Raw genomic sequence first — 17,587 nt, 5'->3', positions numbered from 1 at the left:
ATGTTAAGCAGCATTCGCCTTTTTTGCCGTGTTATTACGTGCAGCTTTGCCTGCTAATAAATCTGCAGGGTCAAAGTCGTCAACGTTAATAACATCTAAACGTGCTTTTTCAACGCTTGCTAGCTGATCAGCCTCTGCTTGCGTTAAAATACCCGCTTCAAGTCCCATCTGAGCAACTTTATCAAGCTGGAAGAAAGGCAGTTTAACGCCTTTTTCACGACATACCTTATCAAATAAAGGTTCAACAGCTAGCACGTCTTTAAGCGTTTGCTCTTGACGACCAACTAAGTTAAGTGGTTCATTTGTTAAGTATACGTAGCTTGCTAAACGGTTACGTGTTTCGCTAGGTACTTGTAAAATTTGTGCTAATTTATGCTCAAGTTTATCAGTCGGTTTACGAACTGGACGACCGAACGGGAACAACATCAACTTAAGTGCTGCACGAAGCGGAGCTGATGGCATATTGTTAATTAAATCAGCAAGTGCACGTTGACAGTGGTAAAGGTGATCTTGACAGCTCCATTGTACAAGCGGTAAATCTTCTTTTTTACGGCCTTCATCGTTATAACGTTTCAGCGTTGCAGACACTAAATAAAGGTAACTAAGCAAATCACCTAAACGAGCGGAAATACGCTCTTTACGTTTTAGTGAGCCACCAAATACAGCCATGCTAATGTCAGACATCAATGCAAGTGACGCACTAAAGCGTGACGCAGTACGGTAAAACTCAGCTGTTTCGTCTTTAAATGGCGTAGTTGCAAAACGGGCTCCGGTAAAGCTCATCCACTTAGTACGTACAAGGTTAGACATAGTAAAGCCGATGTGGCCCATTAACGCTTTATCAAATACCGCTAGCGCTTCTTCACGATCTTCGATTGCGCAGGCACCCAATTCAGTCAGTACAAATGGATGGCAGCGAATGGCACCTTGACCGTAAATAATCATATTACGGGTCAAGATATTTGCACCTTCAACAGTGATGGCAATTGGTGCACCTTGATAGCCACGACCTAAATAGTTATTTGGCCCAAGCATAATACCTTTACCGCCGTGAACATCCATTGCATGGTTGGTTGAATCACGCATTTGCTCGGTTAAATGGTATTTAATGATTGCCGAAACAACCGATGGCTTTTCGCCTAAATCAACCGCACCAGTTGACATGCTAACAGCCGCATCTGAGCTGTACGCATAACCTGCTAGTTTTGCTAGTGACTCTTCAACACCTTCCATTTGGCCAATAGGTAAACGGAATTGACGACGAATACGGCTGTATGCACCACTTGCAAGTGCAATTGTTTTAATACCACCCGTTGAGTTTGACGGCAATGTAATAGCACGACCAACCGATAAACATTCAACCAGCATGCGCCAGCCTTGGCCGGCCATTTCTGGTCCACCAATAATGTAATCAAGCGGTACGAAAATGTCTTTACCACGAGTAGGACCATTCTGAAATGGTACATTTAGCGGGAAATGACGACGACCAATTTCAACACCTGGCATGTCTGTAGGAATAAGTGCACAAGTAATACCTGGCTCTTTAACATCGCTTAGTAGACCATCTGGGTCTTGTAGTTTAAACGCCAGACCTAATACTGTCGCAACAGGCGCTAGCGTAATATAACGTTTGTTCCATGTTAGGCTAAGACCAATGACTTCTTCGCCTTCCCACATACCTTTACATACCACACCATAATCTGGAATGGCGCTGGCATCAGAGCCTGCTTCTGGTGAAGTTAAGGCAAAGCATGGGATCTCTTGACCACTAGCAAGGCGAGGTAAGTAATGATCTTTTTGTTCTTTAGTACCATAGTGCTGTAACAATTCGCCCGGACCTAATGAATTAGGAACGCCTACAATTGATGAAAGCAGGGTAGATTTACTGGTTAACTTTTGCAGTACACACGATTGTGCAAAGGCAGAAAATTGCAGGCCGCCATATTCTTTTTTAATGATCATGGCAAAGAATTTATTATCTTTTAGGTATTGCCAAACATCTTGTGGTAAATCGGTTAACTCATGAGTTGCTTCCCAGTCGTCCAACATACTACATACCACCTCAACTGGACCATCGATAAAGGCTTGCTCTTCGATTGTCAATTTAGGCATTGGGTATTGGTGTAATTTGTTCCAATCAGGACGGCCGCAAAAAAGATCGGCTTCCCACCATGTTGTACCCGCATCAATGGCTGATTTTTCAGTTTCAGACATAGTTGGAGTAACTTTTTTAAACATGGCAAAAATAGGTTTAATAATATATTGCTGACGAATGCCAGTAACAGACAATGGCACTGCAATGATCAAGAAGATCAACCAGCTAATTGCGCCAAATGCACCTGCAAAGGTACCAATGACAAGTGTTGCGATGGAAACGCCAAGGGCAGTATTCCAGCTCGCTCTGTGGTAACTCGCGATGCTGAGCAGCACGATTAAACCAAGTGTAAATATGAGTGTCATGTATTCAATCCTTAATAGAGGTCAGACCACCTTTAGTTAGAGTAGCGCTAGAGTGAATAATTATCAAGTAGCTTAGTGAAAATATCAGTGACTGTTAATTTGTAATCTGTGCACATCAGCATACGGATAAATGTGTGATTCGTCAGTATGATTTATTTGAGAAAAAATTAAGCTGTTTTCTTGCTTGCCTTGCCCTTGCTTATGTTTAACAATGCCGCTAAGGCCTAAGTTACGGGTTTACGCTTTTTAAAAAGTAGTATTTTAAAAGTATAAAAATTTTTGAAAGGTTAATTTATTTTATGTGTGAGTTGCTTGGCATGTCGGCGAATGTGCCTACAGATATTTGTTTTAGTTTTTCAGGGCTGTTAGAGCGCGGTGGTAACACAGGTCCGCATAAAGATGGCTGGGGCATTACTTTTTATGAAGGGAAGGGGTGTCGTACTTTTAAAGATCCTGAGCCTAGCTGTCAGTCTGAAATTGCCAAGTTAGTAAAGGCCTATCCCATTAAAAGTGTCTCGGTGATTAGCCATATTCGCCAAGGTAATCGTGGCCGTGTCTGTCTTGAAAATACGCATCCTTTTACCCGTGAGTTGTGGGGCAGGGAGCTGACCTACGCGCATAATGGTCAGCTTTCGAATTATCATGATTTAAAACCTGAATATTATCGGCCAGTGGGTAATACCGACAGTGAATTGGCGTTTTGTTGGTTACTCGATCAAATTCGTGAAAAATACCCTAAACGTCCAGCTAATATGGCGTCAGTGTTTCGTTATGCGGCAAAGCTTGCACATACTTTACGTGAAAAAGGTGTGTTTAATATGTTGCTGACTGATGGTGTGTATGTGTTAGCGTATTGTACTAATAATTTGCATTGGATCACCCGCCGTGCGCCGTTCGGTAAGGCTACGTTAATTGATGCAGATATGGTGGTAGATTTTCAACAAGAAACTACGCCAAATGATGTCGTAACGGTGATCGCTACTCGGCCACTGACCAACGATGAGCGCTGGCAAAAAATGGAACCAGGTGAATTTGCGTTGTTTAAAATGGGTGAGTTAATTTAGCCGTCAGTTTTAACGTTTGAACTTAATTAATGTGGTTATAAGCTGAAAAGCCCAAGTTATGATCGTCACACTTGAGCCTTTCGTCTTGCAAGCAATTTATTCCGGTGTTATTTCGTTTTTAACTTCTTCAGGTAATGCAACTGGGCTGGTTACCGTGAACGACTTAAGTTGTACTTCAAATTGTTCTACGCCTTTTTCGCCTTTCCACATCCTAACTAGCATGTAATCCATTTCAGGGGCGAACCATGCAAGCGCTTGGCGTTTATCATTATCATATAAGCGTTTTACTTTGATCGCTTCGATATTACCGATTGGTAGGGAAATAGTCTCTTTACCAACGACTTCAAAGTTATACTCACGACAGTTGCCTTTTTTATCAACTAGCTGGTACGAAAAGCTGGTTTTACCCATTTTTAATTCTTCGCGCACTTGTACTTGATATGAAATTGAGTCTTGAAATTGCTCAGACCACTCACATTCAATGGGGTATTTACTTTCACTGCTGTTTACGATTTTTTTAGTGTGGTCAAATTGCAGTGTATATTCTTTATCCGGGCCTGTGCCTGTGCGGATCATGCTATAACTTACAGGCGTGACTTTTTTGTCGCTGAAAGTAAAATTTGATGTCTCTTTACGTGAATCTGAGAATATCATCCACTCAATATCACTGTGGTAGCTAACTTGGTAACTGTTATCTGCTAGTTTTTTTAATGTGCGGACGCCTTGACCATGGTTTTCGCCTTTGCGCAAAATATCATAGTTAGCTTCAAATTGAGTAAGTTCACCAGCAATTAAACTAGTAGGAAGTAATAAAGTGCCCGCACACAATAGCAAGGCACTTAGTTTTTTATTCTGGGTAGTGCGCGCCGTGTGCAGGAAGTTGTTTTTTGTCAAGAACTGCATAATCTGCTTCCATAGTAAGTCGTTGTTCACTGAACCACTTGACCACCAAAGGGTAAATTATATGCTCTTGTGCATGCACGCGTTTTGCTAATGTGTCAGCAGTATCATCTGCCAGCACGGGTACTTTGGCTTGAAGAATGACAGGACCACCGTCTAACTCTTCAGTAACAAAGTGCACACTTACGCCATGAATGTCATCTTTTGCATCAATTGCTCTTTGGTGGGTATTCAGCCCCTGGTACTTAGGCAACAAAGAAGGATGAATGTTCAACATTTTTCCTTTAAATTTTTGCACTAAGTTAGGAGTAAGAATACGCATAAACCCAGCTAATACAACTAGATTTGGTGCAAAAGAATCAATAACGTTCATTAATTGCGCATCGTAGGCTTCGCGCGAGTCAAAATCTTTATGGCTGAGCACTGCTGTTGCAATGCCCGCTTGCTTTGCTCGCTCAAGGCCATAAGCGTCTGCTTTATTACTAATAACAGCCGCTATGTTTGCATTTATCTCGCCGTTATTACAGGCGTCAATGATGGCTTGTAAATTAGAGCCACTACCTGAAATTAAGACTACTAGACGAGCAGGGGCCATTAATCACGGCCGCCTAGGATTTCTACTTGCTCTTCGCCAGCTTTAGCATCATGGATCTCACCAAGGTGCCAAGCATTTTCGCCAAGCTCTTTTAAGATGCTTAAGCTTTGCTCAAGTTTGTCAGCAGGCACAACCAATACCATACCTACACCACAGTTAAATGTGCGGTACATTTCGTGGGTGGTGATGTTACCGTTTTCTTGTAACCAATTGAAAATACCAGGCCACTGCCAGCTATCACCTTTAACAACTGCTTTTGCAGACTCTGGTAATACGCGTGGGATATTTTCCCAAAAGCCGCCGCCAGTAATATGCGAAAGAGCATGAACATCTACCTGCTTGAACAGCTCAAGTAATGGTTTAACGTAAATACGTGTAGGTTCAAGCAGAGTTTCGCCTAATGTTTTACCTTCAAATTCAGCACTTGTATCAGCATTTGATACTTCAAGTACTTTACGAATTAATGAGAAGCCATTTGAATGCGGGCCGCTTGATGCAAGCGCGATCAGTTGATCACCAGCAGCTACTTTTGTGCCATCGATGATATTTGCTTTTTCAACTACGCCAGTACAAAAACCAGCCATGTCGTAATCTTCGCCTTCGTACATACCTGGCATTTCAGCAGTTTCGCCACCAATTAATGCACAGCCAGAGATCTCACAGCCTTTACCAATGCCTGTTACTACGTCTGCGGCAGTATCAACATCAAGTTTGCCTGTTGCATAATAATCTAGGAAAAATAATGGCTCAGCACCTTGAACGATAAGGTCATTTACACACATAGCAACTAAATCGATACCTACAGTATCGTGTTTTTTAAGGTCGATAGCTAAGCGTAACTTAGTACCAACACCATCAGTGCCTGCAACAAGTACTGGTTGCTTATAACCAGCTGGGATTTCGCAAAGTGCGCCAAAGCCACCAATTCCGCCCATAACTTCAGGACGACGGGTTTTTTTAACTACGCCTTTAATACGCTCAACAAGTGCGTTACCGGCATCGATATCTACGCCCGCGTCTTTATAACTTAGAGACTGTTTTTGTTCGCTCACAGGATTTCCTCAAAAAAGTTGCATGGTTTTGCATGTGTATGCTTAGAAACGCGCGTATTTTACAACAATTGCAAGGGCGCGGCTAGTTCAAATATGAGTTTACTATTATTGACAAGGACACTTGTCCGTATAATGACACAATAGATTTAGGTAGCAGGTGCTAGGTAGTTCCAAGCACCTAAAACCTAGTTCCTTTAGTATTAAGCCTTTGCAGTCAAAATTGCACGCAACGGCGCTGGGTAACCTTCAATGGTTTTACTAGTATCGTTTGGATCTAAAAAGTCGATCAGGGACTCGTTTTCCATCCAATCTGATTTACGTTGTTCTTCAAGCGTTGTAATAGCGCAGTCTTTCACTTGCACATCTTTAAAACCAACACGTTCCATCCAGAGTTTTAGCGCTGCCGTGCTCGGAATAAACCACACGTTACGCATCTTCGCATAGCGGTCAGTGGGCACGAGTACTGTGTTTTCATCGCCTTCAATGACTAAGGTTTCAAGCACTAATTCACCACCTGGGCGAAGCTGCGCTTTTAATTGTGCTAAAAAGTCGATAGGGGAACGACGATGATAAAGCACACCCATCGAAAACACCGTATCAAAGGCTTTTAACTCAGGCAGGGCTTCAACACCTAGCGGTAATAAATGCACGTTTTCATCTGGGTTAAAGTGTTTGATGGCTTGAAACTGACATAAAAATAAATCAGACGGATCAATGCCAACCACAAACTCAGCGCCTTCACCGCGCATCCGCCATAAGTGATAGCCAGAGCCACAGCCGATGTCTAAAACCGTGCGGCCTTTTAGCGGCTCAATGTGCGGTAATAAACGGTCCCACTTCCAATCGCTGCGCCATTCAGTATCAATTTCAATACCGTGTAGGCTGAAAGGGCCTTTACGCCATGGCATCATTCGTTTTAATAAGTGTGTAACTTGTTTTTGTTCGCCGTCGGTCATTTCGCCAGGGGCACCAATTTCAACTTTGTCGATAATATTGACGTGTTTGGTCGCCACTTCAGGCAAGTTTTTTAACACTTTCTGCCATTTTGGTAAATCACCGTGACTGGCCTCTAATTGCCAGTGTTTTAATTGGCTAGGTAGCGTTTCCAGCCAGTGACTTAGCGGACTTTGTGCGATTGCGGCGTAAAATTGGTTAAACCATTGAGACATTGAATTACTCTTTATATTTGTTACTTGATTGCTACCAGTGAGCAAAAATTAAAACATTGATACCATACTTGGGTTTGGCTAAAGCCAATATCGGTAAGTCGAGAAAGGTGAGCATTTAAAGTATCTGGGCGCATTACATTCTCAATGGCGGTACGTTTTTGGCTAATTTCTAATTCAGAATAACCATTGTGGCGTTTAAAATCGTGGTGCAAGTCAATCAGCAAGTTATCGCATTGCTCGTTCTCGCCTTTGATTTTTTCGCTTAACAGCAATACACCACCGGGTTTTAAATTCGCGTATATTTTTTCAAGCACGGCTTGGCGCTGTGCGGGTGGAATAAACTGTAAAGTAAAGTTCATGGCGACCACTGACGCGTTTTCAATATTTAGCTCATTAATATCACCAAGCGTCACTGTAACAGGTACTTCTGAGCGAAAGCCGTGCAAATGTAATTTACAGCGCTCAACCATGGCTTGTGAATTATCAACGGCAATAATATGGCAATTATCAGTGCGGATATTACGGCGCATGCTTAATGTTACTGCGCCAAGGGAACAGCCCAAATCATAAAGGTTTGAATTGCTTTGCGCGTATTCACCGGCCAATTTACCCATCGTACTAACAATGGTTGCATAACCCGGAACTGAGCGCTGGATCATATCTGGGAAAACTTCTACTACATGTTGGTCAAAGCTAAAGTCTTTAACCGCTTGCTCAGTGGCATAAATGCTGTCTTTTATGTTCACACAAACAGTCTCTTGAAAAATAATAGGGTTATTTTAGCATTTTATGCTGGATAGTCAGTGATAATTTCAGTAGCTTGGCTAGAATAATGAATAACAAGTAGAAAAAGAGAAGTTTATGAGCAAAAGTAAAGTGATCAGCACAGATGATATATTGGCAACCCTTTGTCATTCTGTAACGAGTGTATTGTCATCGGCAAGTGGTAATAGTATTAGCTACTCAGCAATGGTACAAAAAATAACCCGCACCTGTATGCGTCCTGATATCGGTTGTTTTGTGTTATTTGATGGCGGATTTACAGGACTGGTAATTACTAATTTCACCTCGCAAGCGGCGATGGAGATTTATCATGATTACATGCGTAATATGGGGATGCCTGAAGAAGAACTCGCTCACAGTCATTTATCGGACGACGTCTCAAATGTACTCGGTGAATTGATGAACCAAATCGTTGGTGATTTTACTTCAAAGGTACGCGAGCAGTTACATACTTCAATTACCCAAAATCAACCGAAGATGATGGCCATCAATAAGCAAGTACAGATTTCGGTCGATACTACGATGGATAGACCGCAAGCACGGCGCGTGACATTTACCACCAGTAAACAAAATATCTTTTATTTAGAATTAGCAATGGATAAAACTGAGTTTATCAAATTGCACGATTTTGATATTGCTGAAGCTATTGACCCAGATGACATCATTGAAAACGAAGCAAAGCATAAAGCAGAAAAACAAAAAGCTGCTGATGATGCTGCTAAAGCAAGTGATTTAGATGACGACTTTATGGCAGAACTTGGTTTATAAAGCTACCAAGCTTTAAGCTTTAAATAACACAACAAAAGCGCGAGTTTACCTTGCGCTTTTTGGTTTGTGGGGAGTTGGTTGCTTTAAGGGATTACTGATAAACCTCGTTGCAATATAAGAAGTAAGCAATGTTAGCGATAATGAGTTAAATGTAACTTTCTTATACCTTCAAGAATTAATGTGACGACCGCAAGCAAAATAGCTATGTACGTAAGCCAATCCTTTTGGTTGATAGTCTCGCCTAAAAGAATCGCCACTATTAATAGCAGCACAGGCTCAACATAAACGAGTAAACCAAAAAGGCTTAAATTTAAATAGGGGGCAGATAGGGATTGAAACGAAAGCGCTAGAGCACTAATCCCCCCAAGGCCTACTACTAAATAAAGCAATGTTAAATTTACGGTTAACTCCGTGACAACTTGTCCATTGGCAAAGATAAAATAACAGGCTATAGGAAGGCTCAAGAGCATATCAACCCATGTGCAACCAATGTTATTAGTGTTGGTTTTTTTTCGTAGCCAAAAATAAATAGGGTAACCTATGCATACAACCCAAACCGGCCACAAAAATGATTGAGAAACAATTAATAGATTTAAAATAGCTATGAGAGCAAATAAACATGCTACTTTTTGATGCGGGGTTAAACGCTCTTGAAAAGCAAGCCGTCCGATAATTACCATAGTAATTGGCATGATAAAGTAGCCTAATGAAACCGCTAAACCATATCCATTTACGGGTGCCCACATGAATAGCCATAATTGTACACCAACTAAAAAAGATGAAAGGAGCCGTGTTAGCCAAAAATACTTTTCATATCGCACCCTCGTATATATGCCCAGTACTAGTGGCCAGTAACCTTTTAGTAGAATAAAAACAGTTAAAAATGGCACCGTAAATAAAACCCGCCAACCATATGTTTCTTGACCTTGAAGTTCATTTAACAGTGAAGTGTAAGCAAACATTAGTGCAAAAAGTGCTGATGAAATTATATTTAAAGTAACTCCCAATGAAGTTTTAGTAGAGTTTTGCATAGTCGGTATATAGAAGAGATTAGGTGTGTATATTTTATTTCAATACCATTGATAAATGGGCTCTAAAAAAGTACTGTTTGCGAGAAAATTTATCACCTTGAGATATTATGAAACTAGATCGCTATGACTATGCACTTTTAGAATTAGTCCAGAAAGATTGCCAAACTCCACTTCGAAAACTGGCTGAAGCGGTACATCTATCAACCGCCTCGGTGCAGCGCCGTATCCATAAACTCAGGGAAAATGGTTATATTGTATCAAATGTGGCGATTTTAGACCCAGATAAGCTAAATCAAGTTATCACTATTTTAGTAGAAGTGGAGGTTAACAGGACACATATTTCTGAGCTTGAGGTACTAAAGCAACGTTTTTCAGGTCCTGAAGTGCAGCAATGCTATTATGTTACGGGTGCAGCCGATTTTGTACTGATATTAGTTGTGCCTAATATGCAGCGCTTTCAAGAGATTTGTAATAAGTTTTTTCATGAGAACGATAATATCAAATCATTTAGAACCACCGTTGTACTAGAACGCGTTAAATCGAGTTTAAATGTGCTTTAAATACACTTGTGGTGACAATCAATTATTTTATGATGGAATGATTTATATTTTTGAATAACTGACTCAAAATATTTTTGTTCAGATAGTGGATGAAAATCTGCAATTGCCTAGCGTATAACCCAAGTGGTTTATAAAACCACTTGGGTTATAGCAATTGAGTGTTTAGCGGATAATCATTTGCTCACGCTCAGGGCCCACAGACACCATACTTACAGGTACTCCCATCAGTGCTTCGATGCGTTCTACATAATGCTGCGCTGCAGCAGGCAGACTGTCGAAGGTACGACAACCGGTAATATCTTCATCCCACGCTGGCATGCTTTCATAGATTGGCGTTAAAGCCGCTGTTTGTGGCCAAATAGGGTTCTCGCTGTGATCGCCTGCATAACCAACGCAGATTTTTAAATCTTTCATGCCAGATAGGCAATCAATTTTGGTTAAAGCGATTTCAGTGGCTGCTTGTAATTCAACACCGTTACGGGTGGCAACTGCATCAAAATAACCCATATCACGTGGGCGGCCAGTCACTGCGCCATATTCGTTAGCGCTTTCACGAAAATTGTCTTGCTCTGCCATGGCGGTAACGAGTGTACCTGTACCAACAGATGAGCTAAATGATTTAGCCACAGCGATAACACGCTCAGGGCGCAAAGCTGGCAGTCCGCTGCCAATTCCTGCATAGGCAGCAGTAACGTTTGATGATGTAGTATACGGGTATTCGCCGTAAACTAAATCGCGGCCTGCGCCTAGCTGCGCTTCAAACAGCAAGTTAGCATCTTGCTTTTGCAGTGCTTTTAAAGGCTCTGTTACATTACAAATAAATTCGCGCCAAGGAGCGCTGACAGCTAATAACCACTCAGTCATTTGTTCAGCTGTTTGTGAAAAATCACAGCTTGGGTAAAGGGCTTTTAGCTGTGGCATTTTCCAATCCAGCATAAATTGAATACGCTCTAATAAAACGTCTGGCTGATTTAACCAGCCAACTAAAATGCCTTTTTTCATTACTCGGTCGCCGTATGCAGGTGCAATTCCTTGACGAGTAGAGCCGTAAGCGGCATCGCCTAAGCGCACTTCTTCGAGGGTATCTTCAAGGGCGTGTAATGGTAAGCATAACGTTGCACGATCAGAAATAAATAATTTTACATCAACACCGGCGGCGTTAACTTCGGCTATTTCTTCGCTTAATGCCGCAGGGCTTATCACCATGCCTGGGCCTAGTACTGCAATACAATCAGGATTAAAAATACCGCTTGGTAATTGGTGTAGTTTAAACGTACCAAAGTCATTCACAACGGTATGTCCGGCGTTGTTACCACCTTGAAAGCGAATGCTCGCAGATGCGTTCTCAGCTAGAAAATCGACGATACGGCCTTTGCCTTCATCACCCCAGTTTGCACCTACAACAACAATTGACGGCATAATTTAATCTCCAAATTGATTGAACGAATATGGTATGCGCTCTATTAAAATAAGAGAAATTAATTATAATTATTATCTTGATAAGAATTTCATATCGATTTCACGCCATTAAGGTCATAAAGATGCTAGATATTCACTGGTTAAAAACTTTTGTCACATTGGCTGAGTTAAAGCACTTTGGTAAAACAGCCAATGCGCTGCATATGACACAGCCAAATGTTAGCTTGCATATTAAGCAGTTAGAAAAAACGACACGGGTTAAACTGATAGAACGTAATCCCTTTAGTTTGACCCAAGCAGGTTTACGGCTATTAGAGTCTGGACAAAAAACCTTATGGGAATTACAGGTTTGCCAATCTGACTTAAATGCGATTAATGATCTCAGCCAAGGCACACTGACAATTGCCGCCAGTGATATAATTTCTCGTTTATTGTTGATTGAGCCTTTTCAGCTTTTTAAGCGCCAGTTTCCTGGCATTGACTTTACTTTGCTCAATACAACGTCTTCTCAAGCGTCAGCATTGGTTAAAAGTGCTGAAGCTGATTTAGGGTTTGTGATTGCCCAAAAAGAAAGTGAGCCGCTGCATTTTACGCAATTACAGCAGATAAAATGGTGTGCATTAGGTAATCATTTAAAGTTATGGCAGCAGGCCAAAAACGATAACAATGTTACATTGACTGAGCCGCCAACATTAATCTTACTCGGCCATGATACGCGAACCCGAGACTTGCTCGATAGTGCCTTGCCATCTTTAAACTTACCAAATTACCGGGTGATGGAAGTGGGCAGTGTCGATGCGCAAATTGATTGGGCTGAAGCGGGGTTTGGCGTTGCCATCGTGCCAGAGTTTTCCCTGCGCAGTAAAGCAAATCTAACTACTACAGTGACCGCATTACCGCAATTTCCAACTACCAGTTTAGGTTATATAGTGAGGCAAAATCAGGTACTTTCAAAAGCGATAAAGCAATTACTACATTGGGTAAATGAAGAAATCTCCCGTACTCATCTTGCATAGTATTTATATGTTAACTGTACGGCTATGTACTTTGTGATTCAGTTATTTTTATGTGTAAGGGTTTTTACCTTCAGCTACTAGTACACAAAAAATCCGTAAATCTAATTCGAGTTGATGGTAGCTTGGCTCCATGTGGCAGCACAGGGCGTAAAAGCTTTTGTTGTGGTCTTTTTCCTTAAAGTGGGCGAGCTCGTGTACTACTAAAGCTTTGAGTAATTCCTCTGGTGCACGCAGTAAATCACTGTTGATGGCTAAATCGTGCTTGCGGGTTTTACCTTGCATACGATACGTATGAGTACCTAGCGCGTTAGTGACCATATCGCCTTGTTTTTTAAACGCGGCGCGGCCAAACGGTGGCGCATTTTTTAAATAGCGCTTTTTAAGCTCAGTGGCGTATGCGTATAACGACTTGTCACTGGTAATATTATGGGAGCTTGGGTATTTTTTAGTTAAATACGCGCCGTGTTTATCATTTTCAATAAGCTGCATTACTTGCGTTACAATTTGCTCTGGATAGCCGCTAAAATAGCGTTTAAAATCACTCATTCAATACTTCTTTGTAGTTAATTAATTTTCAACGCGAGTCAAAAAAGGCTGGCTTGACTGGCTTCTTTTTCACCAGTGAAAGGGTTTAGCACGGGGTGCTGGTAACCTAAATCTTGGCAAAACTCGCGTGCTAATAATGGTGCTTGGCGGTTATCTGCAGTATGAAAAAATACATACGGGTGCTTACCCTCATCAAGCCATTGTTTTACTTTTTTAAGCCACGGTTGGTAATAGCTTTTATAGTCATGATCTAAATCGGCAATCACAAAGCGGGCCATAGGTTGATTGCCTGTTGCAATGGCATGCACGGGTAAATGGGGCTTTTTTTGTTGGGCATCGATGAGTGCTTCAGTGTTCGGCTTAACTGCAAATAATGCGCGGGTGTCCATTGAGATACGGTTGACATTGTTTGCTATTAATAGCTGATTAAAGGCAATTTCGGCTGCGCCTTTCTTAAAAAATTCGGGGTGGCGAACTTCAACGCCGTAGTTTAAACCTGTCGGGAGCTTGGCAATAAACTGTGCTAATAACGGCAGTTGTTTGGGGCTAAAACTACTTGGTAGCTGCAACATGATCTGCCCAACATGAGACAATATTGGCTCGAATAAATTAAACCATGCAGTGAGTTCGTCATCGATATGAGTAAGCTGTAATTCATGACTAAAGCGTCGATGGAATTTAAAAGTAAATTTAAAGTCATTGCCGACAGCATCACGCCAGCGATTTAATGATTCAACACTAGGATCGGCATAAAAGCTGGTATTGCCTTCGACTGAATTAAACACCTGTGCGTATTCGTGCAACATATCGGCATTTTTGCAGTGACTTGATAATAAATTGCCTTTCCATGCGGTACTTGACCACTGCGGACACCCTAAATACAACATAAAACGGTTAACTGATTGTGTGTTTTGGTTAGTATATCAAATCTATAAATTGAAAGCATAGTAGCTGCTGCCGAGCTCGCATTTTCAAGTAACTTGGGTATAATGCTCCCCCTAAAATGATTTATAAATAGTGGCTATTCTCCCTCAAAAACAGCAATTCTTAGGGGAAGCGGCTATTCGTCTTTACACTGACAGGAAAACTATGCGCTCTATATACTGCGGACAGCTAAATAAAACTCAAGTAGATCAAGAAGTTGAACTATGTGGTTGGATCAACAAACGACGTGACCTTGGTGGACTTATCTTTGTCGATTTACGCGATAGAGAAGGTTTAGTACAAGTTGTATTCGATCCTGAAGTTGAAGGCTTAATGGATACCGCGAATACATTACGTCAAGAATTTTGCGTACAATTAAAAGGTGTAGTTCGCGCACGTCCTGACAGCCAAATCAACAAAGATATGGCAACGGGTGAAGTTGAAATTTTAGGCACAGGCCTTACTATCATCAACCGTTCAGAGCCGTTGCCACTTGATTTTAATCAGGTAAACTCTGAAGAGCGTCGCTTAAAATATCGTTACTTAGACCTTCGTCGTTTAGAAATGAGTGACCGTATTAAACTACGCGCTAAAGCTAGCAGCTTTGTGCGTCGTTTCTTAGATGAAAATAATTTCTTAGATATCGAAACGCCAGTACTTACAAAAGCTACCCCAGAAGGAGCGCGCGATTATTTAGTACCGAGCCGTGTTCACAAAGGCAGTTTTTACGCATTACCGCAGTCTCCGCAGTTGTTTAAGCAATTGTTGATGATGTCGGGTTTTGACCGTTACTACCAAATTGTTAAATGTTTCCGTGATGAAGATTTACGTGCTGACCGTCAGCCTGAGTTTACTCAAATCGATATAGAGACCTCGTTCATGAGCTCTGCTCAGGTACGTGGTATCACAGAAAAAATGATCCGCGAAATGTGGCAGCAATTGCTAGACGTGGATTTAGGCGAGTTCCCAATCATGCCTTACGCTGAGGCAATGAGCTTGTATGGTTCTGATAAGCCAGATTTACGTAACCCAATGACATTAATTGACGTTGCCGATTTAGTGAAAGACGTCGAGTTTAAAGTTTTTTCTGGTCCTGCCAATGATGAAAAAGGCCGTGTTGCTGTATTAACAGTACCAGGCGGTGCATCACTTTCGCGTAAGCAACTAGATGACTACACTAAATTCATCGGTATTTATGGCGCGAAAGGGCTTGCGTGGATGAAAGTAAACGACCGCGGTGCAGGCGCTGAAGGCGTGCAATCGCCAATCGCTAAGTTCTTAAATGAAGAGGTGATCAACGAACTTCTTGCACGCACTAACGCACAAACTGGCGACATCATTTTATTCGGTGCTGATAAACGCAACACAGTAAACGAAGCTATGGGCGCGCTACGTATTAAGATTGGCCTTGATTTAGAGATCACTAATCTAAATAGCTGGGCTCCACTTTGGGTTGTTGACTTCCCAATGTTTGAAGAAGACGACGAAGGTACATTGCATGCTGTTCATCACCCATTTACAGCACCAAAAGATGTAAATGCAAGCGAACTTGAAGCAAACCCAGCAGCGGCTATTTCAGATGCATACGATATGGTACTAAATGGCTACGAAGTAGGTGGTGGTTCGGTACGTATTCATAATACAGATATGCAAGAAGCAGCGTTTAGAATCCTAGGTATTGATGCACAAGAGCAGCAAGACAAGTTTGGTTTCTTACTTGAAGCGTTAAAATACGGTACGCCACCACATGCTGGTTTAGCGTTCGGTTTAGACCGTTTAGCAATGCTACTGTGTGGTACTGATAATATTCGTGACGTGATTGCTTTCCCTAAAACAACCCAAGCGTCGTGTTTGTTAACTAACGCACCAAGTAAAGCAAATGCAGATTCGCTTACAGAGCTTGCTATTAGTGTTGTTGAAAAAGCTGAAAAATCAGCAGAATAAGTGATTAATTAGCACTTAATCTTACTATTGATTTAAAACCCTTAAGTGTAGGCTTAAGGGTTTTTTTATGGTGTAATCAAAATGGTTTAATAAAAATATATTAAGGATAGTAAATGAGTATTAGTGCAACTTTGCTTGGTGAGTTCTTGGCTTTGATATTTATAGTATGCATCCCATTTTTTACGTGGATAAGTTATCGCCTTGGTAAAAGAAAAACAACAACACCGGTTATTGTTGCTGTAATTGGTGGGCTATTAGCGATTATTCCTATTTTTGGGTTGATCTATATCGCAGTTCTTGCTTTGAAAAACGATTTAGAGGTTAAGCATTCGAGTGTTTAAAGAGTTCGATTATTTCGATCAGCAATTTTCAAAATGTGTTGCCAGCGCGCAGCGCTTTAGTGACATTGAGTTTGAACAGTGCCAGTTTATTGAATGTGATTTTAGTCATAGTCAATTTAGTAATTGTCGTTTTATTGAGTGTGAATTTATTAACTGTAATTTAAGCGATTTAAATTGGGGTTATAGTTCGTTAGAAGAAGTCAGCTTTGTTGATTGTAAGCTCAACAGTATTCAATGGGCGCAGGTAAATTGGCCACAATTGTCACTTACTTCATCGGTGAGTTTTAAAAATTGCCAACTTAGTCATAGCTCGTTTTATGAGTTACAGTTAAAAGGCTTGATCATGACGGACTGTTTTGCCAAAGATGTTGATTTTAGACAGGCTAATTTAGCTACCAGTGATTTTAGTAACACTGATTTTAGAGATAGCCTGTTTCAGCAAACAAACTTGAGTAAAGTAAACTTTGTCGGTGCGATGCATTTTAATATTGATATTAAAAATAATAATGTTAGCCGGGCTAAGTTTGAGCGCTTTGCAGCGTTAAACTTACTCAGCGGACTAGATATCGAGCTGGTGGATTAGCCGTTATGACACGGCTAATCTAATGCTTAATTAGCAGGCAGGGCCATTTTTATTTCGTGCGCTGGCAAGTGCGCGGGCAATTTCAAGTAATGCAGGGGAAATATCACTGGCGCCATCTTTGATGAGTTTTGATACATCACCTGATGAATACAAACTATCGCGTGGTGATTTAATGCCTAATTCACGCACAAAATCTTTAGTCTTGCCGGTGCTGCCTGTTTCGATAAATTTGAAAATAATACGCTCGTTATTATTTTTTGGCTCTGTTTCTAGCGTTTTGATTTCATCTTGATACGCTTCAATTCTGCTTTGTAAAATATCGATACGCTGTTCGATGCTGTTGTATGATTTCATGGATAGGTTCTTTTCTAAATAGACGTTAGGACAATACGACTATTATCGCATAAATTTATAATAATTATTTTTTTCTTT

At 41.1% G+C, this 17,587-nt stretch carries 18 protein-coding genes; 7 read left to right on the top strand and 11 right to left on the bottom strand.

Going from position 1 to position 17,587, the window contains the following annotated elements; translation table 11 throughout:
• Positions 1-3 precede the first annotated feature (3 nt).
• The gene (gene fadE, locus H5186_RS11940) at positions 4-2,460 is read right to left on the bottom strand and encodes an acyl-CoA dehydrogenase FadE (protein WP_149982939.1); all 2,457 of its coding nucleotides are present in this window, start codon (positions 2,458-2,460) and stop codon (positions 4-6) included.
• A gap of 299 nt (positions 2,461-2,759) precedes the next feature.
• On the opposite strand from fadE, the gene H5186_RS11935 reads away from it, so the two are divergent.
• On the top strand, positions 2,760-3,524 hold the full coding sequence (locus tag H5186_RS11935; RefSeq protein ID WP_149982940.1) for a class II glutamine amidotransferase: 765 nt from the start codon (positions 2,760-2,762) through the stop codon (positions 3,522-3,524).
• A 96-nt stretch (positions 3,525-3,620) separates the two neighbouring features.
• Here H5186_RS11935 and H5186_RS11930 read toward each other — a convergent pair whose 3' ends face one another.
• From H5186_RS11930 to cmoA, 5 genes are all read right to left on the bottom strand, one after another.
• Positions 3,621-4,418 carry a DUF3108 domain-containing protein gene (locus H5186_RS11930; RefSeq protein WP_404675521.1) on the bottom strand — a complete coding sequence of 266 codons (798 nt, stop codon included), beginning with the start codon at positions 4,416-4,418 and terminating at the stop codon, positions 3,621-3,623.
• A complete protein-coding gene (gene purN / locus H5186_RS11925) occupies positions 4,372-5,019 on the bottom strand; it encodes a phosphoribosylglycinamide formyltransferase (RefSeq protein ID WP_145242362.1) in 648 nt (215 codons plus the stop codon). The genes H5186_RS11930 and purN overlap by 47 nt, the downstream gene beginning before the upstream one ends.
• Complete coding sequence (gene purM / locus H5186_RS11920; RefSeq protein WP_145242360.1) at positions 5,019-6,071, bottom strand: phosphoribosylformylglycinamidine cyclo-ligase; 1,053 nt, start codon at positions 6,069-6,071, stop codon at positions 5,019-5,021. The genes purN and purM overlap by 1 nt, the downstream gene beginning before the upstream one ends.
• A 200-nt stretch (positions 6,072-6,271) precedes the next feature.
• Entirely contained in the window at positions 6,272-7,240 is a 969-nt protein-coding gene (gene cmoB, locus H5186_RS11915) for a tRNA 5-methoxyuridine(34)/uridine 5-oxyacetic acid(34) synthase CmoB (RefSeq protein ID WP_182717957.1), read from the bottom strand.
• A 20-nt stretch (positions 7,241-7,260) separates the two neighbouring features.
• Complete coding sequence (gene cmoA, locus H5186_RS11910) at positions 7,261-7,986, bottom strand: carboxy-S-adenosyl-L-methionine synthase CmoA (RefSeq protein ID WP_145242356.1); 726 nt, start codon at positions 7,984-7,986, stop codon at positions 7,261-7,263.
• Between the two features lie 115 nt (positions 7,987-8,101).
• Between cmoA and H5186_RS11905 the strand changes: the two genes are divergently transcribed.
• Positions 8,102-8,791 carry a DUF3334 family protein gene (locus H5186_RS11905; protein ID WP_145242354.1) on the top strand — a complete coding sequence of 230 codons (690 nt, stop codon included), beginning with the start codon at positions 8,102-8,104 and terminating at the stop codon, positions 8,789-8,791.
• Between the two features lie 131 nt (positions 8,792-8,922).
• Here H5186_RS11905 and rarD read toward each other — a convergent pair whose 3' ends face one another.
• The gene (rarD, locus tag H5186_RS11900; RefSeq protein ID WP_182717959.1) at positions 8,923-9,822 is read right to left on the bottom strand and encodes an EamA family transporter RarD; all 900 of its coding nucleotides are present in this window, start codon (positions 9,820-9,822) and stop codon (positions 8,923-8,925) included.
• Positions 9,823-9,929: 107 nt separating this feature from the next.
• Between rarD and H5186_RS11895 the strand changes: the two genes are divergently transcribed.
• Positions 9,930-10,382, top strand: a complete 453-nt coding sequence (locus H5186_RS11895; protein WP_182794489.1) for an Lrp/AsnC family transcriptional regulator — start codon at positions 9,930-9,932, stop codon at positions 10,380-10,382.
• 162 nt (positions 10,383-10,544) lie between these two features.
• Here H5186_RS11895 and H5186_RS11890 read toward each other — a convergent pair whose 3' ends face one another.
• Entirely contained in the window at positions 10,545-11,801 is a 1,257-nt protein-coding gene (locus tag H5186_RS11890; RefSeq protein WP_182794488.1) for an adenylosuccinate synthase, read from the bottom strand.
• Positions 11,802-11,923: 122 nt separating this feature from the next.
• Between H5186_RS11890 and H5186_RS11885 the strand changes: the two genes are divergently transcribed.
• A complete protein-coding gene (locus H5186_RS11885; protein WP_145242350.1) occupies positions 11,924-12,817 on the top strand; it encodes a LysR family transcriptional regulator in 894 nt (297 codons plus the stop codon).
• 48 nt (positions 12,818-12,865) lie between these two features.
• Here H5186_RS11885 and H5186_RS11880 read toward each other — a convergent pair whose 3' ends face one another.
• Together H5186_RS11880 and H5186_RS11875 are read right to left on the bottom strand one after the other, a co-directional pair.
• The gene (locus tag H5186_RS11880) at positions 12,866-13,363 is read right to left on the bottom strand and encodes a M48 family metallopeptidase (protein WP_149982946.1); all 498 of its coding nucleotides are present in this window, start codon (positions 13,361-13,363) and stop codon (positions 12,866-12,868) included.
• A gap of 38 nt (positions 13,364-13,401) precedes the next feature.
• Positions 13,402-14,250: a DUF72 domain-containing protein gene (locus H5186_RS11875; RefSeq protein ID WP_149982947.1), complete on the bottom strand. Its 849-nt coding sequence runs from the start codon at positions 14,248-14,250 to the stop codon at positions 13,402-13,404.
• Positions 14,251-14,452: 202 nt separating this feature from the next.
• On the opposite strand from H5186_RS11875, the gene aspS reads away from it, so the two are divergent.
• The 3 genes from aspS to H5186_RS11860 all read left to right on the top strand — a co-directional run bounded on the left by aspS (position 14,453) and on the right by H5186_RS11860 (position 17,155).
• Positions 14,453-16,231 carry an aspartate--tRNA ligase gene (gene aspS, locus H5186_RS11870; RefSeq protein ID WP_182794520.1) on the top strand — a complete coding sequence of 593 codons (1,779 nt, stop codon included), beginning with the start codon at positions 14,453-14,455 and terminating at the stop codon, positions 16,229-16,231.
• Between the two features lie 113 nt (positions 16,232-16,344).
• Positions 16,345-16,572: a hypothetical protein gene (locus H5186_RS11865; RefSeq protein WP_149982948.1), complete on the top strand. Its 228-nt coding sequence runs from the start codon at positions 16,345-16,347 to the stop codon at positions 16,570-16,572.
• Positions 16,565-17,155: a pentapeptide repeat-containing protein gene (locus tag H5186_RS11860; protein WP_149982949.1), complete on the top strand. Its 591-nt coding sequence runs from the start codon at positions 16,565-16,567 to the stop codon at positions 17,153-17,155. Before H5186_RS11865 ends, H5186_RS11860 begins: the two co-directional genes overlap by 8 nt.
• Positions 17,156-17,185: 30 nt before the next feature.
• On the opposite strand, the gene H5186_RS11855 is transcribed toward H5186_RS11860, so the two are convergent.
• A complete protein-coding gene (locus H5186_RS11855; RefSeq protein WP_182717963.1) occupies positions 17,186-17,509 on the bottom strand; it encodes a hypothetical protein in 324 nt (107 codons plus the stop codon).
• Positions 17,510-17,587: the final 78 nt, after the last annotated feature.

The organism is Pseudoalteromonas sp. SG41-2 (genome assembly GCF_014164535.1).
GTDB lineage: Bacteria > Pseudomonadota > Gammaproteobacteria > Enterobacterales > Alteromonadaceae > Pseudoalteromonas > Pseudoalteromonas rhizosphaerae.
Note: the sequence above shows the minus strand (reverse complement) of the source record. Positions and strands in the feature narration are given on the sequence as shown.

Bases quoted from the DNA above. Each gene is read 5' to 3' on its own strand.
- fadE (WP_149982939.1), bottom strand. From the start codon at position 2,460: ATGACACTCATATTTACACTTGGTTTAATCGTGCTGCTCAGCATCGCG.
- H5186_RS11890 (WP_182794488.1), bottom strand. From the start codon at position 11,801: ATGCCGTCAATTGTTGTTGTAGGTGCAAACTGGGGTGATGAAGGCAAA.
- H5186_RS11865 (WP_149982948.1), top strand. From the start codon at position 16,345: ATGAGTATTAGTGCAACTTTGCTTGGTGAGTTCTTGGCTTTGATATTT.
- H5186_RS11880 (WP_149982946.1), bottom strand. From the start codon at position 13,363: ATGAGTGATTTTAAACGCTATTTTAGCGGCTATCCAGAGCAAATTGTA.
- H5186_RS11905 (WP_145242354.1), top strand. From the start codon at position 8,102: ATGAGCAAAAGTAAAGTGATCAGCACAGATGATATATTGGCAACCCTT.
- H5186_RS11895 (WP_182794489.1), top strand. From the start codon at position 9,930: ATGAAACTAGATCGCTATGACTATGCACTTTTAGAATTAGTCCAGAAA.
- cmoB (WP_182717957.1), bottom strand. From the start codon at position 7,240: ATGTCTCAATGGTTTAACCAATTTTACGCCGCAATCGCACAAAGTCCG.
- rarD (WP_182717959.1), bottom strand. From the start codon at position 9,822: ATGCAAAACTCTACTAAAACTTCATTGGGAGTTACTTTAAATATAATT.
- H5186_RS11935 (WP_149982940.1), top strand. From the start codon at position 2,760: ATGTGTGAGTTGCTTGGCATGTCGGCGAATGTGCCTACAGATATTTGT.
- H5186_RS11885 (WP_145242350.1), top strand. From the start codon at position 11,924: ATGCTAGATATTCACTGGTTAAAAACTTTTGTCACATTGGCTGAGTTA.
- purN (WP_145242362.1), bottom strand. From the start codon at position 5,019: ATGGCCCCTGCTCGTCTAGTAGTCTTAATTTCAGGTAGTGGCTCTAAT.
- aspS (WP_182794520.1), top strand. From the start codon at position 14,453: ATGCGCTCTATATACTGCGGACAGCTAAATAAAACTCAAGTAGATCAA.
- H5186_RS11855 (WP_182717963.1), bottom strand. From the start codon at position 17,509: ATGAAATCATACAACAGCATCGAACAGCGTATCGATATTTTACAAAGC.
- H5186_RS11875 (WP_149982947.1), bottom strand. From the start codon at position 14,250: ATGTTGTATTTAGGGTGTCCGCAGTGGTCAAGTACCGCATGGAAAGGC.